Below are 23,443 nucleotides of genomic sequence, written 5' to 3'. Positions count from 1 at the left end.
AGTGTAAACAACTTCATTATTAAAATATTGATATTACCAAAAATGTAATTTATATTTGATCCAGCGAGGAAAGTATACCATTAGATCAATCAATTTCTGTGTTTAACCTATAAGTTATTATTATATAACAGTTTAAACCCAATCCTTTCCAAAGTTAGAAGTTTACTTTTACTTCAGTTGTGCCTATGAGTCGTGCTATCAGGTTTGTTAATTAATCTCACTTAGTGAGATCCTTAAGTTAGCTTCTATAACAGATTAGTTTCGACATATTTAACCCATATCCGGTTCAGGAAAAATGGACCAGAAAGTGCGTATGCATTGAGGAAAGACAATGCTACACGTAAGAAGGTGCTGTGCTTAATTACCATTAAAACATACCTAATATTTCATTTACTGTTTATGTTTTCACTTTTGAATCGAATGAATAATTCAGTCAAAAGTCAATTTATTCCACAGGTATTTTCAGGCGACCGTATCCAAATAAAGACGATAAATCTAATTGTTATTGTCTCTTTGATTGCATGTTGTCTTATCACCTACCAGCAGGTTTTTGATAATGATTTTCAGTATAAATGGGACGACCAGTGGGTCGTCATTAACTCCTATACTGAAGAGGGATTGAATCATTATAATCTGTGGAATGTATTGACTGAATTTTACCATGGACAGTATGCACCTGTCAATGAGTTTTTTTATATTTTGTTGTATACCTTTTTTGGATATGATCCATTTTGGTTTCATGCTGCCAGTTTGTTGGTACACATCTCCAACGTGCTATTACTCTACTTTCTTGTACTCAGAATCCTACTGACCGGAAATAAGGAGCAGGCCGGTGCCTGGCGCATTCCATTTATTACGGCGTTATTATTTGCCATTCATCCGTTCCTCGTACAGGCAGTGGCCTGGATGGCGGCATCAAAGATTATTGTTTATACTTTATTCTATTTGATAGCCCTGCATTTTTACATCACGTACATCACTACAGAGAAATATCGGTATTATTTTCTAGTCATCCTGTTTTTTATTATCTCCTTTGGTGCAAAGGAACAGGCTGTTACCTTGCCTGTATGTCTCATCCTGTTTGACTATTTCTTACAACGGAATGTACATAAATGGAATGTCTGGCTTGAGAAAATTCCATTCTTTCTGCTATCCATATTTTTTGGTATTCTTTCAATAATATCACAGGGTAGGACAGCGAATATGGAAGGTCAAAAAATTTACCCCTTTTATCAAAGGATAATACTGGCATCCTATACGCTGATCGAATACCTGACCAAGTGCCTGCTGCCGTTTAAATTATCCTATTTATACGTCTTTCCCAATAACCCTGGAGAACCATTACCGCTGCGATTCTGGATATATCCATTTATAATACTCATAATGGGATATTGTCTGTATCGTTATTATAAACAGCTGCGGATACTGCTTGCTGGTTTTGTGTTTTTCCTCATACACATCGGTATTGTGCTGAATTTATTTTCCCTGAAAAGATTTGAATTAGTCGCAGACCGTTATGCCTATTTAGCCGCCGCAGGCATCTTTTTCTCACTTGCCTGGTTGTTTGATCAACTAATTTCAGGAAAGAAAAAACTAAGAAATTTATACGCCGCAATGATCATCGTGTATTTTTCCGGACTAGGTATCTATGCTTATCAACGCACATTCGTATGGCATGATTCAGACACGCTGAAAACTGAACTGCGGCACTTACTGGATACCGAGAAAGCTCACTTTTTAAATAAATCCGATTATTAACCTTAAAAGTCAAACAATGACAAAACAGCAATTAGTAAAAGCAATTGGTATTGCAACTTTTGTATTTGCAGTTGGTTTTAACATCCAGTATGCATTCGCGAATTATGACATCGCTTTAAGAAAAAACGGAAACGTTTTAGGCATTCTGGCGGTTACTTCTACAGGTACCTCTGGTACTGTTACCTCAACAGATACAAGCGGAGACACAAGCGGCGGGAAGATCTATTGCTATAGTACTTATAGCGAAGGGTCCACTACCATTACAAAATGTAATGGATGCACTGAGACAACCGCCGGTACCTATTCAGATCAATCTACTTGTAAAAAGTAATGAACATGAGCCATCCTTAAATAAGGATGGCTCATTATAAAAAAACAGGAGATGTGGAAAAACTTATTTATTATATACGTCTTACTATTACAGGTATGTGCCTGTAATAATGATATTGAAAAGAAGAAAGCATTGATGTCCTATCTGAATGACTACAGTGATGTAGTTGGGCATAGGATAAATACCCGGGATTCGCTCTCCTTGTATTATACACCCAATGGCGTAGCTGGACATAAGGGAGCGTATAAAATTGTTTCATTCATCAATACCAGTTGTGGAACCTGCATCCGGAAAATGGATGAATGGAACAAGTTTCTGTCAGAAGAAAAAATGGATGTCAAAGAAATCATTTTTGTAGCCCAGGGGAAGCCGGATACGTATTTCCGGGAATTCATAGATAGTACAAAACCCGCATTTTACATATATCTGGATACGAGTGGTTATTACTTATTAAATCGCCATCTTGACAGATATGTTCAGGGAACTTTTTTATTGGATGAAAATGATAAAGTCGTCATGATAGGAGATCCGGTTAGTAACGAAACAATTTATTCATTTTATAATACAATCATCCATGATAAAGTCATGTCGGAATAAACTCTTATTAGGCTTAAGTATATTTCTGTGTCAGCTGGCTTGTAAAAGTGATAAAATGAAATATAACAGAATCATTATAAAAGAAGAGACAGCAAAAATAGATACCTTAAAAGGGGACCCTGTTGCCGGGATCGATAGTGCAGAAATTTCTTTCATTGGTATCATTGATACAGTTTTAGTAATAGTGACTCCACATAGCAATGCATATCTAAATTTTTATGCACTCAGGGATCTCAAATTTTTGGGCAAATATGGTACCAGGGGCGATAGTAGCTACCAGTTTATGAACCCAAGGTATGACAATCAGTATTATGTAAAGGATAATGAGACCTATTTTTACCTAACTGACTATAGAAAAAACCTATACCTTAAATTCAATTTTAGAAAAGTGCTGGAGGATACAATTGTAAGACCGGAGTGGACAGTAAGGCTTCCACCTTATTTAATTTCAGGATATGCATCTTTATTGGGATGGCGTGATAGTCTGATTTATGGTAGTAGCATCAGCTCACGTTATAAAGGGCGGTTTTTTGTTTATGATATAAAAAAGAGAAAAACAAGCTGGATTAAGAATTTCAGTAAAGTAGATAGTGTCGATATCCCTGCCAGCGCGGAAGCGTATTACTACTATGCGCAGAATGCGTTTAATATGAAGAAAGGTATTATGGCCTCTGCAATGACCTTGTTTAAAAGAGTAGACTTTGTTATACCTGACAGTAATAAGATCCAGACATCTATATTTGAAAATGCGGCAACAAGCCCGGTACCGGTTATTAAGCCTGGAAATACGATGCTGCCTTATGCAGATACTAAAACTTATTATATAACTACTTACGGAGGTAATAATTATTTCTACGCTTTATGCCTGAATAAGGAGTATGCCAATTATTTTCAGGAAAATTCAAATATGGAGTTACATATATTTTCATGGGATGGGCAGCTGAAAAAAATTTATTATCTGGATCAGTCGTATCTGGGGTTTTTTGCTGTAGATGAAAAGCAAAACAGGTTATATACGATTAAATACAGGAATGAAAGCAAACCAGCAGTTGTGCGTTATGATTTACCTGCTGAAATTAACCAATAATACAATGATATATGAAGCTAGGAATTGTTGTTATCGTAATATTGTCCGCACTGGATGTTTTTTTTGTAATGCGGCTTAAAAACTCTTCTGAACAGATCAGACAATTAAATTTTGTGCTTGCAGCGAAAGAAAGTCAAATCGCAGAAGTTACAGCAAAAGCATCCTATTTAAATGACAACCTGATTATAGGGTACAATAAATTTACTGTTGCTGATAGTGTTATCGGGAATCTTCACTTAACAAAACCACTTCTCATTTTAAGAATACATTCAGCTGACTGTAACACTTGTATTGCGCAGAGTCTGAAAGTATTAGAAATGAAAGCCCATGAGTTAAAGTATAACGTAGCGGTATTTGCAGATTTTCAATCAGTAAATGCGGTTAAGCAGGAATTTTCGGTTAGATACCCTATCTTTATTGTCGGAAAAAATAAGATAGATATCGATAAGAAAGCGGGTGAAAGTGCGTATTATTTTGTGCTGGGAAAAGATAATCAATTGCATGATGTCTTTATGCCTAAATCCGGTAGAATGAATCTTTTTGAAGAATATTTAGCTGCGTTATAATATTATTCCACACTTATGGTGAGTATTCTTTTAAACAGGAAAACCTATAATACTACATTCTTTATAAGTATTATTGGATTGGCTCTAGGTCTGACCAGTCTGATTGTGATCACTTTATACCTGAACTATGAACTGAATTATGATCGCTGGTCTCCGGAATTAAAACACATATATGGTGCAGGTGTATTGGATGAGGCTTATGATAAGGAAGAATGGACCTACTACTGTGATTCAAGAATGGGATTTGCCCTCAAATCCGGCATGCCTGATGTAAAGGCCCTTACCATGATTAGTCTTGCAGGGGGAAGAGGACAGATTGGGATAACTACGGAAAACAATTCATTTCTTGAAAAGGATATGCTTGATTGCGATAGCTCCTTTTTTGATGTATTCCCTTATAAGTTTATTGCCGGTAACCGAAAGACGGCTTTAAAAAATCCTAACACAATAGTAATTTCAGAATCGCTTGCAAAGAAATGGTTTGGTACAAAAGAAGTAGTGGGTAGATCTGTCAGTTTAAAGCGATGGAACCAGGACAAATCAATATCATATCAGATAGAGGGGGTAATTGAATTGCCAGCGTTACCATCGCTGCTTCACTTTACTGCTATATATCATTCCAGTAGTGGAAATTTGGATATTCCCCCTACAGATCTGGGAGAAACGATGCCCTGCAGGATCTTTATGCGGCTAAATCCCGGTGCAAACACAGAGCGGTTGCAAACACTTGCATATGGTATATATGCCCGGGAAATGGGCATATTATACGATTCACGACGGAACCATAACCTGACTGTACATAACAAAATATTGCCGGATGGGTTTAGGTTACAATCATTAGAAGATATACATATCCATCCCTTGCAGGGTAAAGGGATCATGAATATTGCAGCCCCACTAATAGGACTCTCTGTTTTATTATTATTGCTGGCTATTACGAATTTTACGAACCTTTCCGTTGCCGCGTCATTTTACCGTATAAAAAGCATAAGTGTCAAAAAGATATTAGGCGCATCCAGAATTCATCTGATGTTAGAAATATTAGGAGAGGTTGCCGTTAAATGTCTTACAGCCTTGCTTTTAAGTTGTTTACTTTCCGTATTGCTATTGCCTTTTATCAATGACATTTTTCAGATATCGATTTCGCTGAAGCAAAATATTAATCTACCTGTTTTTGTATTACAGCTTCTCGGTATTTTCATCATGACGTGTATGTTGTCCGCTGTTTATCCATGTCTGTTTCTTACGAATTTTAGCCCTCTGGGTGCTTTCAGGGATGAAAATGGATCAATGAATAGGCGACAGTTTGTTGGCAATACGCTTATCGTACTTCAGTTTTCTATCACCGTCGTCTTTATTATTTCTCTGATCGTAATGACGCTGCAGATCAGGTATATGCAAAAAAGCGATCTGGGCTTTAGTCCAATGGGGTTGTTGCATATTGAATCTCCGGTCAATCCTCGTATGATAAGTGAAATAGAACAACTGCCAGGTGTTAAATATGCAGGTGTTAGTTCTCAAAAGAGCAATCAGGAAGATGATTTTTTATTTGAGACGTCTTATGAAGGTCAAATAAAAAAGATGTTTCTTATTTCTGTTGGTTATCAGACACTTCATGCACTGAATGTTCAGGTACAGCAGGGACGATTATTCTCAAAGGAATACGGACTTGACTCAGAAAATGCAGTTGTATTAAATAAAGCGGCAGCAGATCTTTTGGGGAAGAATATGCTGGGGAAAACTATTTACGGAGGAAGAGAGCGGTTTCCGCTTACTGTGGTAGGTGTCATTAACGACTTTAAGTATCATGGATTTGAACAAAAAGTAAGTCCATCTGCTTACATGATTAATACTCATATCGGTTCATCAGGTACAAGCAATCTGCTTATTAAAATAGATGATCGTGCAAAAATGATGGTGATAGGGGGAGTTAAAGGAATATGGGAACGTTATTATCCTGGATACCCACTCAGGTATGATTTTCTGGAAGATGAATATAACCAGCTGAATGCAGAACATGAGCGATTGAAGAATATTTATTACATTTTTTCTACAGTTTCACTGATGCTTGCCCTGATCGGATTGTTTGCTTTGACTACTTTCATGATCAGGCAACGACTAAAGGAATTCAGCATCAGGAAAACATTAGGTGCATCTTCTACAACAATACTTACCATGATTAGCAGGAAGTATCTGTGGCTAGTGCTCATTGCCAATTTATTGGCGTATCCTGTTGTGTTTTTCTGGGCAAATAATTGGTTAGATAATTTTGCTTACAGAATACATATGCCATTTGGAGCTTTTATTGTCACGACAGTACTGTCTTTAATTACTACAGGTATCACGCTGGCTATTCAGATTGGCAGTATTGCAGGGGCAAGTCCGGTTAAATATTTGAAAAGTAATTAGGGCCTGCTGAATAAGTTCCCGATCAATTATATTTCATTTTAGCACCATGACCATTTACCATTCATGATGTCTCATATATCGGGGTATAAATTGTGCATCGGGTCTATTCACTATTATGGTCAAATAGCACCCTGCTAATAGCCAGTAAAAGATTTGGCGTGCTGACAACAAAGAACCTGCTGCCAGTTTCAGCAGATTCATAACAAAGTATATTGACATTACCCAACTCTCAGCTGTATCCTTGAGCCGGGCTTTTATCTTACCCAGACCGTATGCATTTTTTCCCCTGTACAAACTTCCCTTCAATCGCATTTCGTTCCGGCATCTCTTTTAATAATAATCGCTTTTGCTGCTTACTATCCGGTGAGGGATGGCCCAATGGCCTGCCAACATAACAGATCCCTTTTTCCTTCATGAATCGTCTGTTTTCAAGTGTCCCGAACAACTGATCTGCCAATATCCACTCTGGATAACACCCAAACAGGCGTTTATGTGTTTCCAGGCTTTCGATCAGTAATCCTCCTTCATTGTAATTGCCCCAGCTTAATATCAAAACGCTAGTGAATAAATATAATACCCGTATTATCACTGCTGTGCAATACAAAATTCTTCCCTGGTAATAGGTAGCATTCATTAATATTCTTCTAAAATGAGTCGTTTAGAAATTTAAACATGTTCTAAGTTGCTAAATGAAACCCCGGAATAGTCATTGTGATACTTTTGTTACAATTCTGCAATATCTGTGGGATACCTTTTCATTTGTTTTGTATTACTAAAATGCACCCGAAATGAATTATAGACTGCTAAAGACGTGTCATTTATCTGATTCTGTGTTGAAGCTGGCAGCCTTTCAGAAGGATGATATGGCTGGATCAATGATCTGTTTTTTGCACCGGATTATCCGGGTGTCCTTTTGAACTATCAGGATGATATACTTATTACCGGAGACGTATCTGACCATATAAAGCTATGGGACAATGGTTCGTGGAAAAATCGGATACCGGATTTGGCAGTGGCTCACTCTGGCAGGTACTCCTTTAACTGAATCAAAGGTATTAGCTGCTGTTCCTTGCCCAAATGAGAGGACGATGTTGACTGCTATCAGCAATATTATTAAAGTAACACTTCAATAACAATTTAAATAAACTACCATGAGATCAATCCTTAAAATTTTCATTGCAACGCTTTTGATTGGACATTTTTCCCTGGCTACTATAGCGCAGGATAAAAAGCAGGATGCTCCAAAAGCTAAGACAGAGAAGAAAATGAAGATGAAAGCCCATGTATGTACCCAGGCATGCCATGATAGTGGCAAGCATATTTATGCACACGGAGAAAAAGGACATGTGTGCACCAGTGCCTGTAAGAAATGAACTGAAGAAGCAAAAGGCGGAAACATAGTTTCCGCCAATTTCAGGGCTAAATAGAAACCGTTAGTTCCAGAATGAAGTTGATTCGTACTAATAAGGCTTATACAGGTGAATTCAGTGATACGGTCGAAAACTACTATAATTGGAATATCCAGATAACCCAGAGACTACTATCTGTAAAAGGCTTTGTTCCACAAGCAGGTAGTTGGCAGGTTGAACGATCTTTTTCCTGGCTGAATTTCTTTAGAAGGCTTGATAAGGATCATGAGAGGCTACCTGAATCATCTGTCGCGTTCATCCCCTACCAGCGATTGTCATCGACCATTACTGAAAATCATATCACCACATCACCTGCCTTCCCTTTTCATCCAACGTAAACACCCTTTCCTGCTTTCCCTTCGTCTTATCCTTCAACAGGAACAAAGCCCCTTTGGGCAAATTGCTATATACCAGTGAATCCTGTTGGGCCACTACTTCCCCCAATGATGCCCACCCCTTATTATCCCAGTACAACAACTCATAACTATCTCCCGTTTCCACACAATTCCCATCACTCCTCGGTACAAATCTTATCCTACCCAGCGCCTGTGGAGTATTCAAAGCTATCCCCACCCAGCTCTCCAACCTTGATTTACCATCATAATAGGTCAGTATATTATTGTCAAACACATTCTCCCGCCCATTTCCCAGTGACTTATAGCTCCCTTCATTCCCAATCACTTTTCCCTGCAACTCATGATCATCCTTTCCATAAAACCTCATTTCACCCAAATTCCCGTAATTATATGGCACACTCCAGAACCGGTAGTACTTATACATCTTTTGATCATTGACCCTAATATTATAATAAACCGGTTTGATCTTCTCCTTAATCGTATAGAACGTCACCGCATCTGAAAAATCTTCTTTATTGGCACCCTGAAATTCTCCCCCCTTCAACCTGTAGTCCATAAAATGGTTAGCCGGCCACCAATACTTCCTGGTCAGCACTGCCTGCTGCTTCATTTCAGGATTCACTGAAATATAGACAATACTACTATCTTTCACCACAAATGGTTTCCCAATGGCTGTATATTTCTTGTCAAATATCATAGGCATATATAGTGCATCTAACCCAACATCCTTAAATGTTGCCTTGCCATTCCGGATTTCGCCCCAACCCACCGGTAGCCATTTGGCATCATCCCATACACATAAATATACATGTTGTCCATGCGCCTGTTGAAAGACTGGCACAGATATCGTGCGCGTAGTAAAATACTCCTTGGTCACATCCTTCATATATGGATTATCAAACGCCGCAGGTATTATCTCATGTGGGTATTTATTTAAAGCCAGTGAAGTAGGTTCTGTCTTAAATGTCCTTCTATAGATCTTCGCAATGGGAGAGTCTGGTTTTCCTGTGCCAGGCTTTGTATCCAACTGATAATAGATCGTCTCACCATTGCTGCCAATGATCGCATTCCAGTCATGGCCCATGTCCTTATAAGGACGCTGGGGATTGACCTCACTTACAGCTGGTATGCCCAATGATCGCAGAATATATACCAGGTAATGCGACTGCTCACGGCAATCACCCATATGTATCTTCAATATTTCATCTGCCGGCAAAGCAGGAAAATAATTACCAAAGAACATCCATTGAAAATTGATAGCGTCCTTCACCCTGCAGGCATACTCCAATGGGGTATTTTGAGGCACATGGGTTTTCGGATCGAACTTTATACCAGTACCTACCTGCTTAAAGAGCCACTGCTGAGATGGCAATCCTTTATATTCCCTGGTTGCTGTTAAATGCCCATCTACCGAAAACTCCAGGCACTTTCCATTGACCTTGCTGATGATTTTATAATATCCGGTATCTACACCTGAAATAAACCACTGTTGGTTATCCTTTCCTGTAAATGCCTCAATCTTTGATGTATCCTGGCTATAGTAAGGATTCCATCGCAACCCAAGGGCCTGCAATGAATCCCTCAATACAAAGAAACCATAATCGATGTTCTGCATATTCAACACTTTTTTCCCTGCTAACCCCTGACCATTACCTGCATTGGTAATCATATAATGACCTCCATCTGTCAGCCCGTTCCTATGAAAATCCTCTATTGGAATAATATCAATATAATCCAGTCCTATCGGATGATTCCGCACGCTGATCTCAATTGTATTATCACCTTCCTCAAAAGCATTCTTGATCCGCCATTGATTATTGGGATAACAATAGATGGTGCCGGATGTACTTAAAGAATGTACAACCGTATCTTTCTTATTGAATACCATCAACACATTAGCTGAATCCTGCCCGCTGGTATACTGAATCCTGATCCATTTTTCCCCGGGTTTATCTATCTGTACATGATCAAAGATGATACTATTCTTTCCTGGTTCCAACTTCACCATTGTAGTACTGTCCGAGTCCAGCATAGACAAGTATTGTGTAGTATCCTTGCAATAATTCACTGCCTTATACACAGTACCTCCCTTAAAAAATACCTCTTTGAAGATCCCCGAGAATGCCTCGTTAAAAGGGCGGACCCAATTACTATATCGCTCATTCTCTATCCTGTAAGGCAATACATATTCACAGAATAGCTCGAAGCTATAGTCATTCCTCCATGGCACTTTTTCCCACACACTATAAATGTTTTCAATATGGTCGATCAGGTATTTTGCCGTGATCGTGCTGTCATCTTTCTCCATTGAAAAAATATCATCCACAGCATGCACCTTCATCAGGTCCGTAATAGCATTCTTTCTTTTGCTTTCAACATACCCGGATACCTCATGCAATACGTTTACGTATTTGCCATAGTTAGGGCCGGACAAACTATAATGCCCTTTCATATTGGCCAGCAGGTACCTGGCTGCCTGCAGCTTCTCAGGGTTTCGTTGCTGCTCAAAGTAACTGATCACTTCCTCTTCTACACTCCGGTGCTTACATGATGATAACAGTACCACAAGAAGGATTAACAAAGGAATTTTCATAAGGGAATTTTTTATTGACTACAATGATGATCGTAATAATTTTTCGCAGAGTCCACTATCTCCCGCACAGCTGATGAGTATACTTTCATATCTTTATGTAATATAATCCTGGCACGCTCACAAGCTTTCCTGTCTTCATGAGCCTTCGTATATAGCTCCAATAACAGGTATTCTGTAAAGAAACGGTTTGGCACCATCCATAAAGCCCGCTTATAATGCTTTTCTGCATCGGCAAACTGTTTGTTTTGCAAGCTGATGATCCCTAAATTTGTCTCAATCACCGTGTTGTTTAAATACGCCTGGCTTTGCCTCATATATTCCGCTGCCTCATCCAGTGAATCTACCAGCATATAGCTTTTCCCTGTTTCAGACAGGAACTCGCCATTCTGCTTCATCACAGGCCTGGCTTTTCTGGCATAGTCAAGACTACGGTGTATCTGCAGCTGCCTGAAAGCTACCTGCGCCTTCCCCCAATAGTAATAGCCATATTGCAATGGCAGTATCCATATTATTATGCCAATAGCTGGAGCTATCAGCACAACCGGAGGTATCCTGCCCTGATATACCCGCTTATCCAGCCTGGATAATAACGCTAATCCTATTAAACCCACCACCTTCAGTGATAGTATGAAATGAGGATAGTAAAACAATCCTGCAATCACATACGCCAACACAATTCCCTGCCCAGTCCATAATAAACGCTTCCCCCGCCTGATACTAAAACAGCAATACAGCAATGCCAGTACACCAACACCTCCGATAAGACCAAGTTCCGCTGTCACTTGCAATAGATCATTAAAAGCATAATACACATTGTCTGCCAGTTGCCCCTCCTCATTACTACCCCTCGCTGCCAGGTAAGCTCCCTGGTAGTTCATGTACTTTGCAGCAAACCGGTCATATCCCACGCCCCATACCGGCTGTTGACCAATCATATCGATCGTTACCTTCCATATCAGCATCCTGCCATCAGCAGAATCCTTTTTTATAAAATATGCTCCTGTCAATATTACGATCCCTATCATTAACACCCATATCCGTCTGGATAGAAACAAAAACAGACCAACTACCAGGCAGATGATCCAGGCCGTCCTATTATAGGTCACTGGCAGCACAATAATTGCCAATACCACATTCACCCACGGGATCAACTGATACCGCTTATCTTTGAATAATAATAATAACACCATAGATATACATACAGTACATGCTATAAAAGCAGCAAACGCACCCAGGTTGAAAAAATGCCCTGTTAACTTAAACTGTCCTTCAGCAGGTAATACATCATACAACTGTAATAGCCCATATAAAGACTCAATAATACCACATACAATGATGCCATAAAACATGTAAATAAAGAAACGTAAAGGTGCTCTCCTTAAAAATACATAGCATCCTGCCAGTGCCATAACATCTACAAGCCGCAAGGTGAGCCGCAATTCACTCCTGATAAAAACATAAATTACCAGCAATGAGAAGATCACATCAATCCTTGTTAACATAAACCGGTCGTTCCACTTTAAACAACGGAACATGAATAATAAAGCAATACCCTCCGCAAATAAAAAGCTCATAATACTTTTTTAAATAAACGGTTCAAGATAAATCCATTATCACCATAAGAATACAACACAAGTACTGTCTTTCCCACTATATGCTGTTCCGGTATAAAACCCAGGTATCGCGAATCTTCAGAATAAGGCCGGTTATCACCCATCATAAAATAATGACCATGTGGAACAATGAGCGGCCCCATATTATTGATCGTCCATACACCGGGCTGGAAGTACGGCGTTTTTCCTTGCAATAACTTATTAGGCAACCGTTCCACTTCTATAGCATCACCGGACAACTGGGACATTGCCATATTTGCAATGACCACATTCGAATCAATATTCACGGAGTCTATAGCAGATTCAGGAATCATTGACACCGCTTTCTTTACTCCCGACCGGTCACGAAACCGCTCCCTGTATTGCTGGTATCCATCTTTGGGAAAGCCTGACAGCTGATTGTTGATATACGCGGAATCATTGTCAATTTTGATAGTATCCTGTGGCAATCCCACACATCGCTTTACAACAAAATACCCTGGGAACAATTCATAGATAAACACGTCATTCCGACTGATCTTTTCATAACCACGCTTCCTGTCCACAACGTCTTTATGTTGCCCCTTGTAAAAAAGTTTTACCCACGAAATATCTTCCGGTTGTAAACTTATAGGCCCATATGCCAGCTTATTCACCAGCAGCACATCCCCCTTCAGGATTGTACCTTCCATAGAACTGCTGTTCACCTGGAAGATATCAAACACAAACAGTTTGCAGATGAGTACATACACCAGCACCAGCAATAGCCTGCATGTAAAGAGCATCGCTGGCATCCGGTGAAATATATATTCACAGCCCAGTATTATGGCAAATGGAATGGCAAGCATGCCCGATAACCAGTATAAACCAAAACATACCGGTATGAGTAGCCCCGCAAAGAGTAATGCATAGGTAATAAACAATGATTTCATTTAATCCTTAATTACATAGCGATAAAAAAGTTCATCCATGAATAACTCAGCCTAAACTGGGCCAACATCTTCTTTATTTGGACCAAAAGAGTAGCATGTGTCAATATATCTTCCCTGGTTTGTTCGGGTAACGTCAACGTAGTCATAGCCTCCTCCTGCACCTGCTGCGCAAATATCGTAATGTGTTCATGAGGAATAGCTACGCCTAATATCATACCCGGTAATCCATTAAATGACTCCGGCCCTCCTTTAGTCATGATATCATCGGCATACCAGGCGATCACATATACAGAATCAGCTATTAATGCATTTGCTCGCCTGCATTGGTAACCTGCTATCTCACGTATTTCTTCGGTCAGCTTCCATCGTATATGTCGCATGGTATCCCTTACATAAAAAGTTTTATCAAATACCTGTCTGACCATAAAGGATTCCCTGGAAGGGATGTTATTCAATACCTTGTTTTTGTACGCTACAGGGACATAGAAATCGTCCGGGTATTTCAAATTAGGGTCCTGTGGCTGGTATAAGGTATGTGCAGAGTCAAACAATAATTCAAAATAACTGGTCCAGAACTGTGAAGTACCAGCCCTGAATGCCTGCATATAATTATAAATATCATTCGCCGGTAAGCCACTTGTTTCCCTTACAAAGTTTTCAACTGCTGTATACTTGTTTACACTTCGCTCAAACACGATCTTACCACTCCGCATAAAAGAGGAATGCTGTGCAGAAAGCTGTACAGATAATAAAAGCAAAACTGTAAAAAAGAAATACCTCATTGTGCTATTGTTTTAAACCGGGTAAAACTCCACGTTGCGCCAATCATAAAATAGCGTTGTATAGTAGTATACCGCTCCTCTGAGAAGAATGTATTAGTTGCCGTCCTGGAATAACCATTGTTCTCATTTAATATATCGTTACAGGATATTTTAACCGTCAGCTGATCATTTTTCAAAAATGTCCTGCCAATCCATGCATTCCAGATCACCCTGCTGAAATTGTCACTGAAAGCCTGTGACTTTTCCTGCCATAAATAATTCACATCAGTGTGCAGCTGAAATCGCTTCATGAAGTAGATGTCCAGCGTAGGCTTAGCCTCCACAAACCAGTAGTCATTCTTGCTATCCGGTTGCAGGGAAGACTGATTCATAGTATACCCGGCACGCCCCATCAGGTACATGCTATAAACCTTAACTTTAGATCCGAATAGCTCAATACCGGCACTGTAGCTGGAAAAACGCAACTTGTTCACCCTGTCATTTATCAAACTATAAGCAGTACCACCATCTCCAAATAATGCAAATACAGTTTGTACATTCATTATCTTTTTTGAGAAGTAAGCAGTGCCATTATAGTTACTATTAGTATATCCACTGAGATTAACATATTGATAAATGTATTCTCCTGCAGAAGTAACATAGAGGTCCTGCACAATAGGACGACTATTCAAGGTGATGTTGCCGCTGATACCAGTATAAGTATTAGTAGATACCTTTGAAGAATTGTAACCCACACCTATAATATGTGTAAAACTATTATTGAGTCCGGGATTCTTTAGCCAGGTCACCAGCTGACTATTATTATAAGCCATCGGTAATAGCTGTGTTTTTTCCGGCGTGGTGCTATTGCCCACATAGCTGACGTTGATCACATTGTATGGCTTAACGGTGTATTGCATACTGGCATTGGGATGCCAGTTCAGGAATTGTCGCTTTAAGTGTATATGCTCCAACTCTTCGGTTATATTCATCCGCATGGCCTGGACATTGTTACCGGCTTTGATAATAAGTTGGGCCGTAGAAAAATTGAGTGCTACACCCGCCTGATGCGACCAAACATCGCTTGTCCTTTTTGTACTAAAACTGGTATTTTCATTTTTATCAGGGTCCAGTGATCGTTTATCATCATTACTGTAGCTGTTGCTTCCTTCATAATCGAACACGATATGCAGGTGCTTTGAAAGGGGAGAAGTAAAATATGCCTTGAGCGTATTGATACGCCAGTCATCATTCATAGACCTTTTCAGATCCAGTATAGCAGTACTGTCTGGCAGATTATTGTCACCATAGAAAGTACTGATAGAATAGTTCTCACCACTTGCACGATCATTTGAGAAATTATTGTCAAAATAAACTGAAACAGTTCTTCCTGCCTTCAATCTTTTTTCCAGCGATACATTGGCTGTATACGACTGAGAATGGTAGTCATTATGATTCCTGGTCCGGTTGTCATAAAAAAAAGAACTATCTTCTTTCAGATTTGTATTTGAACCTTCACTATTGGAAGTCAGGGCCATCACCACACCATTTACATAGGAGGTAAGTGTTGCTGTGGAATCTATCCGGTATACATACTTCCCGTTGCCGGCGTGGCGAATGGAGTTGTTATCAAATTTATTATAAGTATTACCCAGTATCAACCCCGTTGGCAGATTGTTTTGTGATATTATCCTATCCTCACCATTCACGTTCATCAGGTTGTAGGTATAATTGCCATTGAAGGATGTGCCGTTATCATTCCAGGCATTATCATAATGGGCGCCCATGCTGGTAGCTGTTGGCAATCCCTTGCCGGTATAAGTCCCTTTATCGTTATCTCCCGATCCTATCTTTTGTTTATCAGCACTACCTAAGCCTGTTCTGCCAATGTTGCCCGTAGTGGCAAACAATGCCATTTTACGCTTTTTATTAAAAGCATTGAACATACCCTGTACATCATAATGTTCATCAGTTCCTGCACCCGCATCTGTTTTTCCGAATATGCCATGATTCTTATCTTCTTTTATTTTAAGATTAATAGTTTTATCCTTCACCCCATCATCCACTCCTGTGAATACAGCTGCATCAGATCGTTTATCATATACCTGCACTTTGTCGATCATATCTGCACGCAGGTTCCGTGTTACAAGCGTAGGGTCATCACTGAAAAACTCTTCTCCATCTACAAGTACCTTTTTCACTTTTGGGCCCTGCGCCGTAATATTTCCAAATTGATCAATCTGCAGTCCGGGTAGCTGCCGCAACAGGTCCTCCACATTTGCATTGGGCTGTATCTTAAAACTATCCGCTACATATTCCGTCGTATCCCCAATGATCCTGATACTAGCAACCTTTGCCTTTACAATGATTTCTTTCAGCAATCTCTCCTTTTTAAACAGGTTGACTGTACCTATATCCGGATGACTGGCATCTACCCGGTACCAATATCCTGCATAGCCCGGATAAGAAAAATACAATAAATACTTTGACGTATCTGTTACACCTTTGAAAATGAAACGACCGTCCTGGTCAGCACGGGTATCTGCCACAATAAATGAGTCTTTTGCATGCAACAATATGACCGATCCGTTATAGAGCAGACGGTGTAAACCTGAATCCCGCAATACGCCCCTTATGTCATAGGACTGTCCCATGACCTGCGCAGAAATAAAGAGAATAGACATATATATCAGCAGGCACCTACCTGGCATATTGTTGCTATTTATCTGACTGAAAAATCGAAAGTACCGGTACCCACATACCCGTTTCCTGCTACCCCTTCTGCTACACCCACAAAGCTGCTTTTTATATCAGAACAATAGAACCGGATTGTAGCTTCACCATGCTCATTTGTCACAACCAGGGGATTCCAGTATAGTACATTCCGGGTATCACTCATCCTTGTATCCTCCTTTTCATAATCCGGATGGTAAAATGGAGCATGCTGCCAAAAGCCCTTTGTAATAACCATCTTGAACTTTTTTAGCAGCTCCTCTTCTGTATATTTTGGATAATGATAAGCTTCCTTTGTATAGTCATCAGCGCCAAATGAAAAAGGATGACCGGATACAAGCGTCTTTTTATTATCTTTTAGTTCGGAGTAAACGACGCCTTCCACTGGTTTCTTGCCACTCCCACAAGCAGGACAATTCAACCAGCCGCATGCACCTACAAAGTCGGTATTGGCCTCGAACTTTGCAATGCTGTCCAGGAATCCCAGGTAAGGGTCATTAAAATCCCGCCCTTTGGAGCTTACGACCACCTCTTTCAGCATATTACCATATTGGAGCATGTTAGGGCCGCTACCACCATCTCCGGGCAATAAACGCCGCTCATTGAGAAAGTATACCGGCTTCCGTTTTGATTCAATGGCCATAATAGTATCAAAAGGTCTGGGCACCAGCAGCGCATATTCTTTGTCAGAAAAATACTTGATAAAGAAGCGCTGACCAACAGATAGCTCTTCCTGTCTCAGGAAGAACTGTCCTTTTTCATCGGTCATACCTACCCGGTTCACACTTTTATCGTAATTGAAGAAAAGCAGGGATAGGTTAGTGCGCTTTTTATCAGCTCCATGAATGGCTACAGCTGTACACAGCAAGCTATCGGGCAATACTGTCATATCTTCTTTCAGGTTGCGTTCACTCAGGTTATATTGTACCACCTGCTTTGTTAGTAACAACGTATCCAATGAAAGGGGGTGACTGCTGTCAAAATAATGATCGGGATTAATAAGCGTGTCCCTTAAATGTGAGGTCAGGTAATAGAAGTTTGTCAGATCCCTGTTCCTCCTGGCGTCGCCGAACAAGCGGTCGTATACACGTACACCCACCGCTGCCGGCATAGGTTTCCCATTTTCATCTGTAGTGGTTATTTTCAAAGTCACCATACCTTTAGGCCCATATGTATCCTGCAGACCACTAAAGCGAACATGCATTTTTCGCCCGGCATGTACATATACCAACCTGCTGGCAAGTACCTGAAATTGATCATCAAAAAGGCTAACTTCTGCGATGCCGGCAGGGAGGCTGCTTACCGGTATCTTCATGACCAGGTTGTCATGCAGCACACCGGCGCCTATCATCTGCAAGGCTCCATTCATCTGTAGTCTTAATAGTACATTGCCCTGCCAGCCACTGGCAGCAATGCTGAAAGTAATGCTGTCTTTCCCATTATGTAACAGGTGTAGCGCAACACCATTTTTTTGGATAGCAGGCAATTGCTGCTCCTGTCCACCATATTGAATACTGTAAGTAGCTTGTGCATCCGGCGTAAATTGAAATACACCAATATGCTCCTGTTCTGTCTCAATATCTTGTATAACAACCCCGTTTTTAAGCAATTTACCCTTTACAGATGAGCTTTCTGTTCTGAAAGCCACGGTATTTGTCACACCACTCACCAGTTGTCCACCTTCCGGGAAAATGTCAATACGTAGAGTTTTATCATGGTCTTCTTTCCAGTTATTGCTGATCTCTCTGGGATCTTTCACTACCTGTATAGTAGCCGTGGCAAAAAAATAAGGTTGATCCCTGGTGAAGGAATGTCCTGTATACGCCTTCAATAAATATCTGCCTTTCCTGAGATCCACCGGCAGGTAAGCATGACCTGCACACACACCGTGTACAACAGGATACATCTCCTTCCATATCACAGTATCACCATTCAGGCTCATAATTTCCAGGTAAAGAATCTTATCAGTTTCAGCCAGCCCAAAAGACTGCCTGTCCATCACAAATGCATTGAACCACAGATTCTCACCAGCTATATAGATATCCTTATCGCTGTTCAGGTAGATACTTTCCTTTAAAAGGGACATGTTCATTCTCCGGGCCAGGCTATCCATCAATACCCGACCGGGTTGGGAATACACCTTAGATCCGCTGCAGATCAGGTTAACGATTAAAAAGAAGTTGAAAAAGACCTTCATTCGTGAAATTTCTTACTCAATTTTTGTTTTTAGCAACTGGAATGCCTGCCCGTTTGCCGGTGATTGAAACTGGTGTTGTACAGGTTTGCCGTTATCCAGTTGTACAATACATGGGTAAATAGTATTGTTAGTCGGGATATCAAAGTATCCTTGTTTGTCAATATAAACATTTTGGCGATCATGTAGCGTTTTTCCTACCTTTTGCTCCAGAATTTTCATGGATTGCACCTTCGTCAACACAAACATTATATTGGGCTTCTCTACGTAGGTCTTCATAAAAGCTTCGGCTTCCTGTATACAGCCTCTGCAGCCAAGTCCCGGAAGAACGACCAGCCAGTTATATTGCTGAGGCAATTTGATTTCCTTTATCCCGGTTGCAATGATCTCATCTTCCCGGTTTGCATCAGTCTTCTTGCATGAGTAACAACATAATATAGCAATAGACGCCATTATGTAACATACGATATGTCTTACTTTCATGATAAATAGTTTTAAATATTCTTTAGAGCGAAAATTTTGAACCGCAGGAATTCTTCTTTTACGTCATTAGGATCTACATATTCAATATTCAACCCTTCCTTTGTTACAAAGGAATTGTCCGGATAGAATTCATTCATATCACCGATCTCAGTTTCACCCAGGTAATTGAAGTTTTCATCCATGACGATCACATTTACTTTTTTATTTTCCCATTTGAACCGGGCTCCTTCAGGAATACCTTTTCTTAAAAAACGGTAATACACTTTCCTGTACTTATCATATAATATGCCCGCGTATAGGTCAGATTTGCAGGATTGCTGGTAGATATATTCCTTGGGAGCTACTGTTTTGGATTTGAATTTCGCAGGGTCCATAGAGCTGATATTTTCTGCCCCATTGCTGCCACCATACACAACCTGCTCCTTATTTGATTCCATGTCATAAATGAATAGGTCATGTGACACAGGGAAACTACATATCATCTTTTTATTATCAGGAGTCATATGATAGTATACGTTTGTATATATTGGCTCATCCCACACATATCCATGACCATATATATCATAGGGGTATGTGTTCAAAAAACTTACCTGATTGCTGTTCATATCAATAGCGGTGGAGAACTTAAAGTTTTTCACGATTGCGTCAGGAATTGTCCAGATGTATTGTCCGGGAAATATGAGCTTGCCTTCATGTTCAATCATTTTATTCACAGAGTGAGGCATATACTGAGGATACTTAAAGGTCCACCCGAGATCTTTTAAATTGGTATTATTCACCAATGAAATTTTTGATACGATCTCAGACTTGTTATTCAGCAGGTCCATTTCGAGGAATTGGTCATTATACACATAAATGGAGTCCATATTTTTGATGTGAAATGCAAGCGGGATCTGTACATTCCCAATAGGAATTTTATGGATGGGGCTATTGGAAGAGTCGTAATTGTAAATTAAAATATTCTTTGAAAATCCGCTGAGCATAGCAAGCCGGCTGTCTCCACTACTGTCGCTGAACAATTCAATATATGGAGGGCGTGGGGCAGAAAGGCTATCTAATGGGAATTGTTTCTCTTCAGTTATTTCCAGGCGTTTGGTAGCTTTCAGGTGGCCTTTTTTTTCATTTTTAATGGTTATTTCAGGACCTGATTGACAGGATATGAAAATACTGGACACGACGATATAAATGATAGGTATTTTCCTACGCATAGCATTTTTACTTGAAGGTTGAAGGTGACCGGGATGGCTATCCGCCAGCAATTACCGGACAGATAGCCTTTTTATCTAAATAAAATTAGCAGCTGCCTTTTGTGGTATCACAATCAACTGGACCACCAGGGTTACCAAAGCAATTGCCTGTGAATGAACAACGTCCGTTGTTAATAGGAGTGCTGCAGCATTCTGCATTTGCAGCATTGATCTTAAACAGGTTTGACAAGGAGATGTCAGATGCAGAGCTGGATGTTTTGGTAGTAAAGAATACTGCAATAGCCAGTGCTGCTACGCCAAGAGCACCATAGATCTTTTTTTTCATGTGGGTAACATTTTTAAATGAATAGTAGGTTTTTTTACTTTGTTGCGATATTCTTTGGGAGGAATATTATCGCAAATAATATCTCGTGTGCTTCAAGGCAGATGCACATAATCATTAAAATAATGACCTCCTTACTCTTTCTATTGTACCATAGGCAACAGTTTTAGGTTAAAGAAATATTAACTTCTTTATTACTTGAATGAAACAATAACAGGGGAGGCTAATAGAGGGTCTCCTTGTTTCCGTGGAACGCTACTTACCTTTAGCACAAATTAGAATGGGATTATGGGTTCACAATATATCTTTGAAAGAGGGTGAATTATTATATCACTTAAAAATCTTAATAAATATAGATAATAATTGTTAGTAAAACAAGTAATAAAGTTATTTCTAACAATTATTGCTGTCACAATACCACAGCAATTATGAATGAGATTATCTATCTTATAGTACGGCCTGTAAAAGAACCGTCTTATTTTATATCTTATTACTCCCACACCTATCCGCCTACGAACAAGTATACAATTATAGAATGCCAGGGATAGCGTGTAGAATTTCTATGTGGCACGCACTCCTGCTGATACTGTTAAAGGAGCCATTGTCCTGTTAAGTGTAGGCCTATCCGAAAATTATAATACTGCCACTTTGGTAAATGCCATAGCAGTAATATTTATACAAGTGAAGTAATAATCAGATGGAGAGGAAGGAATTATGATTCCTGCAGCATGTGAGAGAAACGCAGGATAATAAATTCGGCTGGCCTTGCAGCTGCAACACCAATTTCAACGATCATTTTTCCTTCGAGGATGTCCTGTGAGGTCATGGTCTTACCAAGGCCAATATTGATGAAATAAGCCTGTTCCGCCGTAGATCCTGCCAGCGCACCCTGTTGCCAGATGCTATACAGGTAACTGTCGATCATCGCCTTTACTTTCAGCCAGGTGGAGGCATCGTTGGGCTCAAATACGGCGAAATAAGTTGCTTTTTTAATAGACTCTTCGATCATGTTAAAGAGGCGGCGTACGGATACATATCTCCAGTTATTATCATTTCCTGCCAGTGTGCGCGCGCCCCATATAAGCGTACCTGCACCAGTAAAGCTTCGGATAGCGTTGACAGATTTGCCGGTGTTGGTGTCAATATTCAGTTTTCCCTGTTCTGCGGCAGTGATTTTTTCAACAGGACCAATTACAGCATTCAGGCTGAGGTTGGCCGGAGCTTTCCATACGCCACGATCTCTGTCAGTCGTACAATAGGCACCAGCTACAGCTGCACCTGGAGGTAATACGATCCGTTGTTTTGCAAGCTCACTTACAATCTGGCTATAGAGTGCAGAACGGGTGTTTTTTATGCTTTCAAGCGTGGTTGCAGTGGTAAGTATACCATTAATATCGTAAGTCAGACTCTCTCCGGCAGTTAAACCCGTGATCGCTACATCTGTATCCTTGTATATAAAATTGAGGGATGTTTGCAGGTGAGGTGTATAGGCCGCACCATATTTTAAATTATTGATACCGATACCCTCCCTGAAATTTTCAGCCTTATTATCTCCCCTCTCCAGGTCAAAAATGCAGAACCCGTCCTTCAATTCAGCACATTGAGCCAGGGCCAGTTGGCACACTTCATAATAATCTTCCGGATCCAGGTGGATGGATTCTCCCAACATGAGCAGGGTAGGTTCGTCTTCTTTACCGGCTATTTCCAGGCCTTTAACAAAAGCTTCTTTGGAATAACTTTCCGGAAAACTGCCAATGGAAATAACATAACAGGCACCACCTCCATTTTTGAATTAGAGGTCCATAGAATAATACAGGGTGTTCCTCGGGGCTGTTACAGTAATATCCTGGATAGACTCATCCGGTAGTAAGCTTACGGTAAAAGAAGTGGTATCCGCACCGCCAAAATACTCCTTAAATTCCATTAAAGTAGCAATAGGAACGGCGGTATTATAAATATTTTTTCCATTCCAGACCGCTTTTTCGGTGTAATCTATAAAAACAGGGATAGCAGTGGATACACCTGCAACTGACGGTGGCATGGTTGCAACTTCCTCAGTATAAACGTCGGGTGTTTGGTAATTGGTCATAGTGATATGTTGAGATTAATTGT

The 23,443-nt window shown here is 40.1% G+C and carries 19 protein-coding genes; 7 read left to right on the top strand and 12 right to left on the bottom strand.

Annotation, left to right across the window (positions count from 1 at the left end; genetic code table 11):
• Positions 1-420 precede the first annotated feature (420 nt).
• From BW716_RS08815 to BW716_RS08790, 6 genes are read left to right on the top strand one after another with little or no spacing between them, the layout of a single operon-like run.
• Entirely contained in the window at positions 421-1,758 is a 1,338-nt protein-coding gene (locus tag BW716_RS08815) for a hypothetical protein (protein WP_083722168.1), read from the top strand.
• Positions 1,759-1,774: 16 nt separating this feature from the next.
• Positions 1,775-2,089 carry a hypothetical protein gene (locus BW716_RS08810; protein WP_083722167.1) on the top strand — a complete coding sequence of 105 codons (315 nt, stop codon included), beginning with the start codon at positions 1,775-1,777 and terminating at the stop codon, positions 2,087-2,089.
• Between the two features lie 51 nt (positions 2,090-2,140).
• Positions 2,141-2,686, top strand: coding sequence for a redoxin family protein (locus tag BW716_RS08805; RefSeq protein ID WP_083722166.1), 546 nt, complete (start codon positions 2,141-2,143; stop codon positions 2,684-2,686).
• A gap of 55 nt (positions 2,687-2,741) precedes the next feature.
• Positions 2,742-3,773 (top strand): hypothetical protein, encoded by a 1,032-nt coding sequence (locus BW716_RS08800; protein ID WP_083722165.1) that lies wholly within the window; start codon positions 2,742-2,744, stop codon positions 3,771-3,773.
• Positions 3,774-3,784: 11 nt separating this feature from the next.
• Positions 3,785-4,339: a hypothetical protein gene (locus BW716_RS08795; RefSeq protein ID WP_083722164.1), complete on the top strand. Its 555-nt coding sequence runs from the start codon at positions 3,785-3,787 to the stop codon at positions 4,337-4,339.
• Positions 4,340-4,354: 15 nt separating this feature from the next.
• Positions 4,355-6,748: an ABC transporter permease gene (locus BW716_RS08790; RefSeq protein WP_083722163.1), complete on the top strand. Its 2,394-nt coding sequence runs from the start codon at positions 4,355-4,357 to the stop codon at positions 6,746-6,748.
• A 259-nt stretch (positions 6,749-7,007) separates the two neighbouring features.
• On the opposite strand, the gene BW716_RS08785 is transcribed toward BW716_RS08790, so the two are convergent.
• Positions 7,008-7,301 (bottom strand): transposase, encoded by a 294-nt coding sequence (locus BW716_RS08785; protein WP_179091051.1) that lies wholly within the window; start codon positions 7,299-7,301, stop codon positions 7,008-7,010.
• 598 nt (positions 7,302-7,899) lie between these two features.
• Here BW716_RS08785 and BW716_RS08780 point away from each other — a divergent pair.
• Positions 7,900-8,121, top strand: a complete 222-nt coding sequence (locus BW716_RS08780) for a hypothetical protein (protein WP_083722161.1) — start codon at positions 7,900-7,902, stop codon at positions 8,119-8,121.
• 336 nt (positions 8,122-8,457) lie between these two features.
• Here the strand turns inward: BW716_RS08780 and BW716_RS08770 are convergent, their stop codons facing one another.
• From BW716_RS08770 to BW716_RS37605, 11 genes are all read right to left on the bottom strand, one after another.
• The gene (locus BW716_RS08770) at positions 8,458-11,106 is read right to left on the bottom strand and encodes an RICIN domain-containing protein (RefSeq protein ID WP_083722159.1); all 2,649 of its coding nucleotides are present in this window, start codon (positions 11,104-11,106) and stop codon (positions 8,458-8,460) included.
• A gap of 11 nt (positions 11,107-11,117) precedes the next feature.
• Positions 11,118-12,680, bottom strand: coding sequence for an O-antigen ligase family protein (locus BW716_RS08765; protein ID WP_083722158.1), 1,563 nt, complete (start codon positions 12,678-12,680; stop codon positions 11,118-11,120).
• Positions 12,677-13,630, bottom strand: coding sequence for a signal peptidase I (gene lepB / locus BW716_RS08760; RefSeq protein WP_083722157.1), 954 nt, complete (start codon positions 13,628-13,630; stop codon positions 12,677-12,679). The genes BW716_RS08765 and lepB overlap by 4 nt, the downstream gene beginning before the upstream one ends.
• 11 nt (positions 13,631-13,641) lie before the next feature.
• A complete protein-coding gene (locus BW716_RS08755) occupies positions 13,642-14,412 on the bottom strand; it encodes a GLPGLI family protein (RefSeq protein WP_083722156.1) in 771 nt (256 codons plus the stop codon).
• Entirely contained in the window at positions 14,409-17,102 is a 2,694-nt protein-coding gene (locus BW716_RS08750) for an outer membrane beta-barrel protein (protein WP_083722155.1), read from the bottom strand. Before BW716_RS08750 ends, BW716_RS08755 begins: the two co-directional genes overlap by 4 nt.
• Before the next feature lie 11 nt (positions 17,103-17,113).
• On the bottom strand, positions 17,114-19,321 hold the full coding sequence (locus BW716_RS08745) for a hypothetical protein (protein ID WP_083722154.1): 2,208 nt from the start codon (positions 19,319-19,321) through the stop codon (positions 17,114-17,116).
• 12 nt (positions 19,322-19,333) lie between these two features.
• Positions 19,334-19,801 carry a hypothetical protein gene (locus tag BW716_RS08740; RefSeq protein WP_083722153.1) on the bottom strand — a complete coding sequence of 156 codons (468 nt, stop codon included), beginning with the start codon at positions 19,799-19,801 and terminating at the stop codon, positions 19,334-19,336.
• An 11-nt stretch (positions 19,802-19,812) separates the two neighbouring features.
• Positions 19,813-21,009, bottom strand: coding sequence for a DUF4221 family protein (locus BW716_RS08735; RefSeq protein ID WP_143708787.1), 1,197 nt, complete (start codon positions 21,007-21,009; stop codon positions 19,813-19,815).
• A gap of 85 nt (positions 21,010-21,094) precedes the next feature.
• On the bottom strand, positions 21,095-21,334 hold the full coding sequence (locus tag BW716_RS08730; protein WP_083722151.1) for a hypothetical protein: 240 nt from the start codon (positions 21,332-21,334) through the stop codon (positions 21,095-21,097).
• Positions 21,335-22,043: 709 nt separating this feature from the next.
• Positions 22,044-23,000: a phage tail sheath C-terminal domain-containing protein gene (locus tag BW716_RS08725; RefSeq protein ID WP_220388730.1), complete on the bottom strand. Its 957-nt coding sequence runs from the start codon at positions 22,998-23,000 to the stop codon at positions 22,044-22,046.
• A gap of 123 nt (positions 23,001-23,123) precedes the next feature.
• Entirely contained in the window at positions 23,124-23,420 is a 297-nt protein-coding gene (locus BW716_RS37605; RefSeq protein WP_220388729.1) for a hypothetical protein, read from the bottom strand.
• Positions 23,421-23,443: the final 23 nt, after the last annotated feature.

This window comes from [Flexibacter] sp. ATCC 35208 (assembly GCF_001975825.1).
Classification (GTDB): domain Bacteria; phylum Bacteroidota; class Bacteroidia; order Chitinophagales; family Chitinophagaceae; genus Chitinophaga.
The sequence above is the reverse complement of the archived record's forward strand: the minus strand, read 5'-3'. Positions and strand labels throughout refer to the sequence as shown.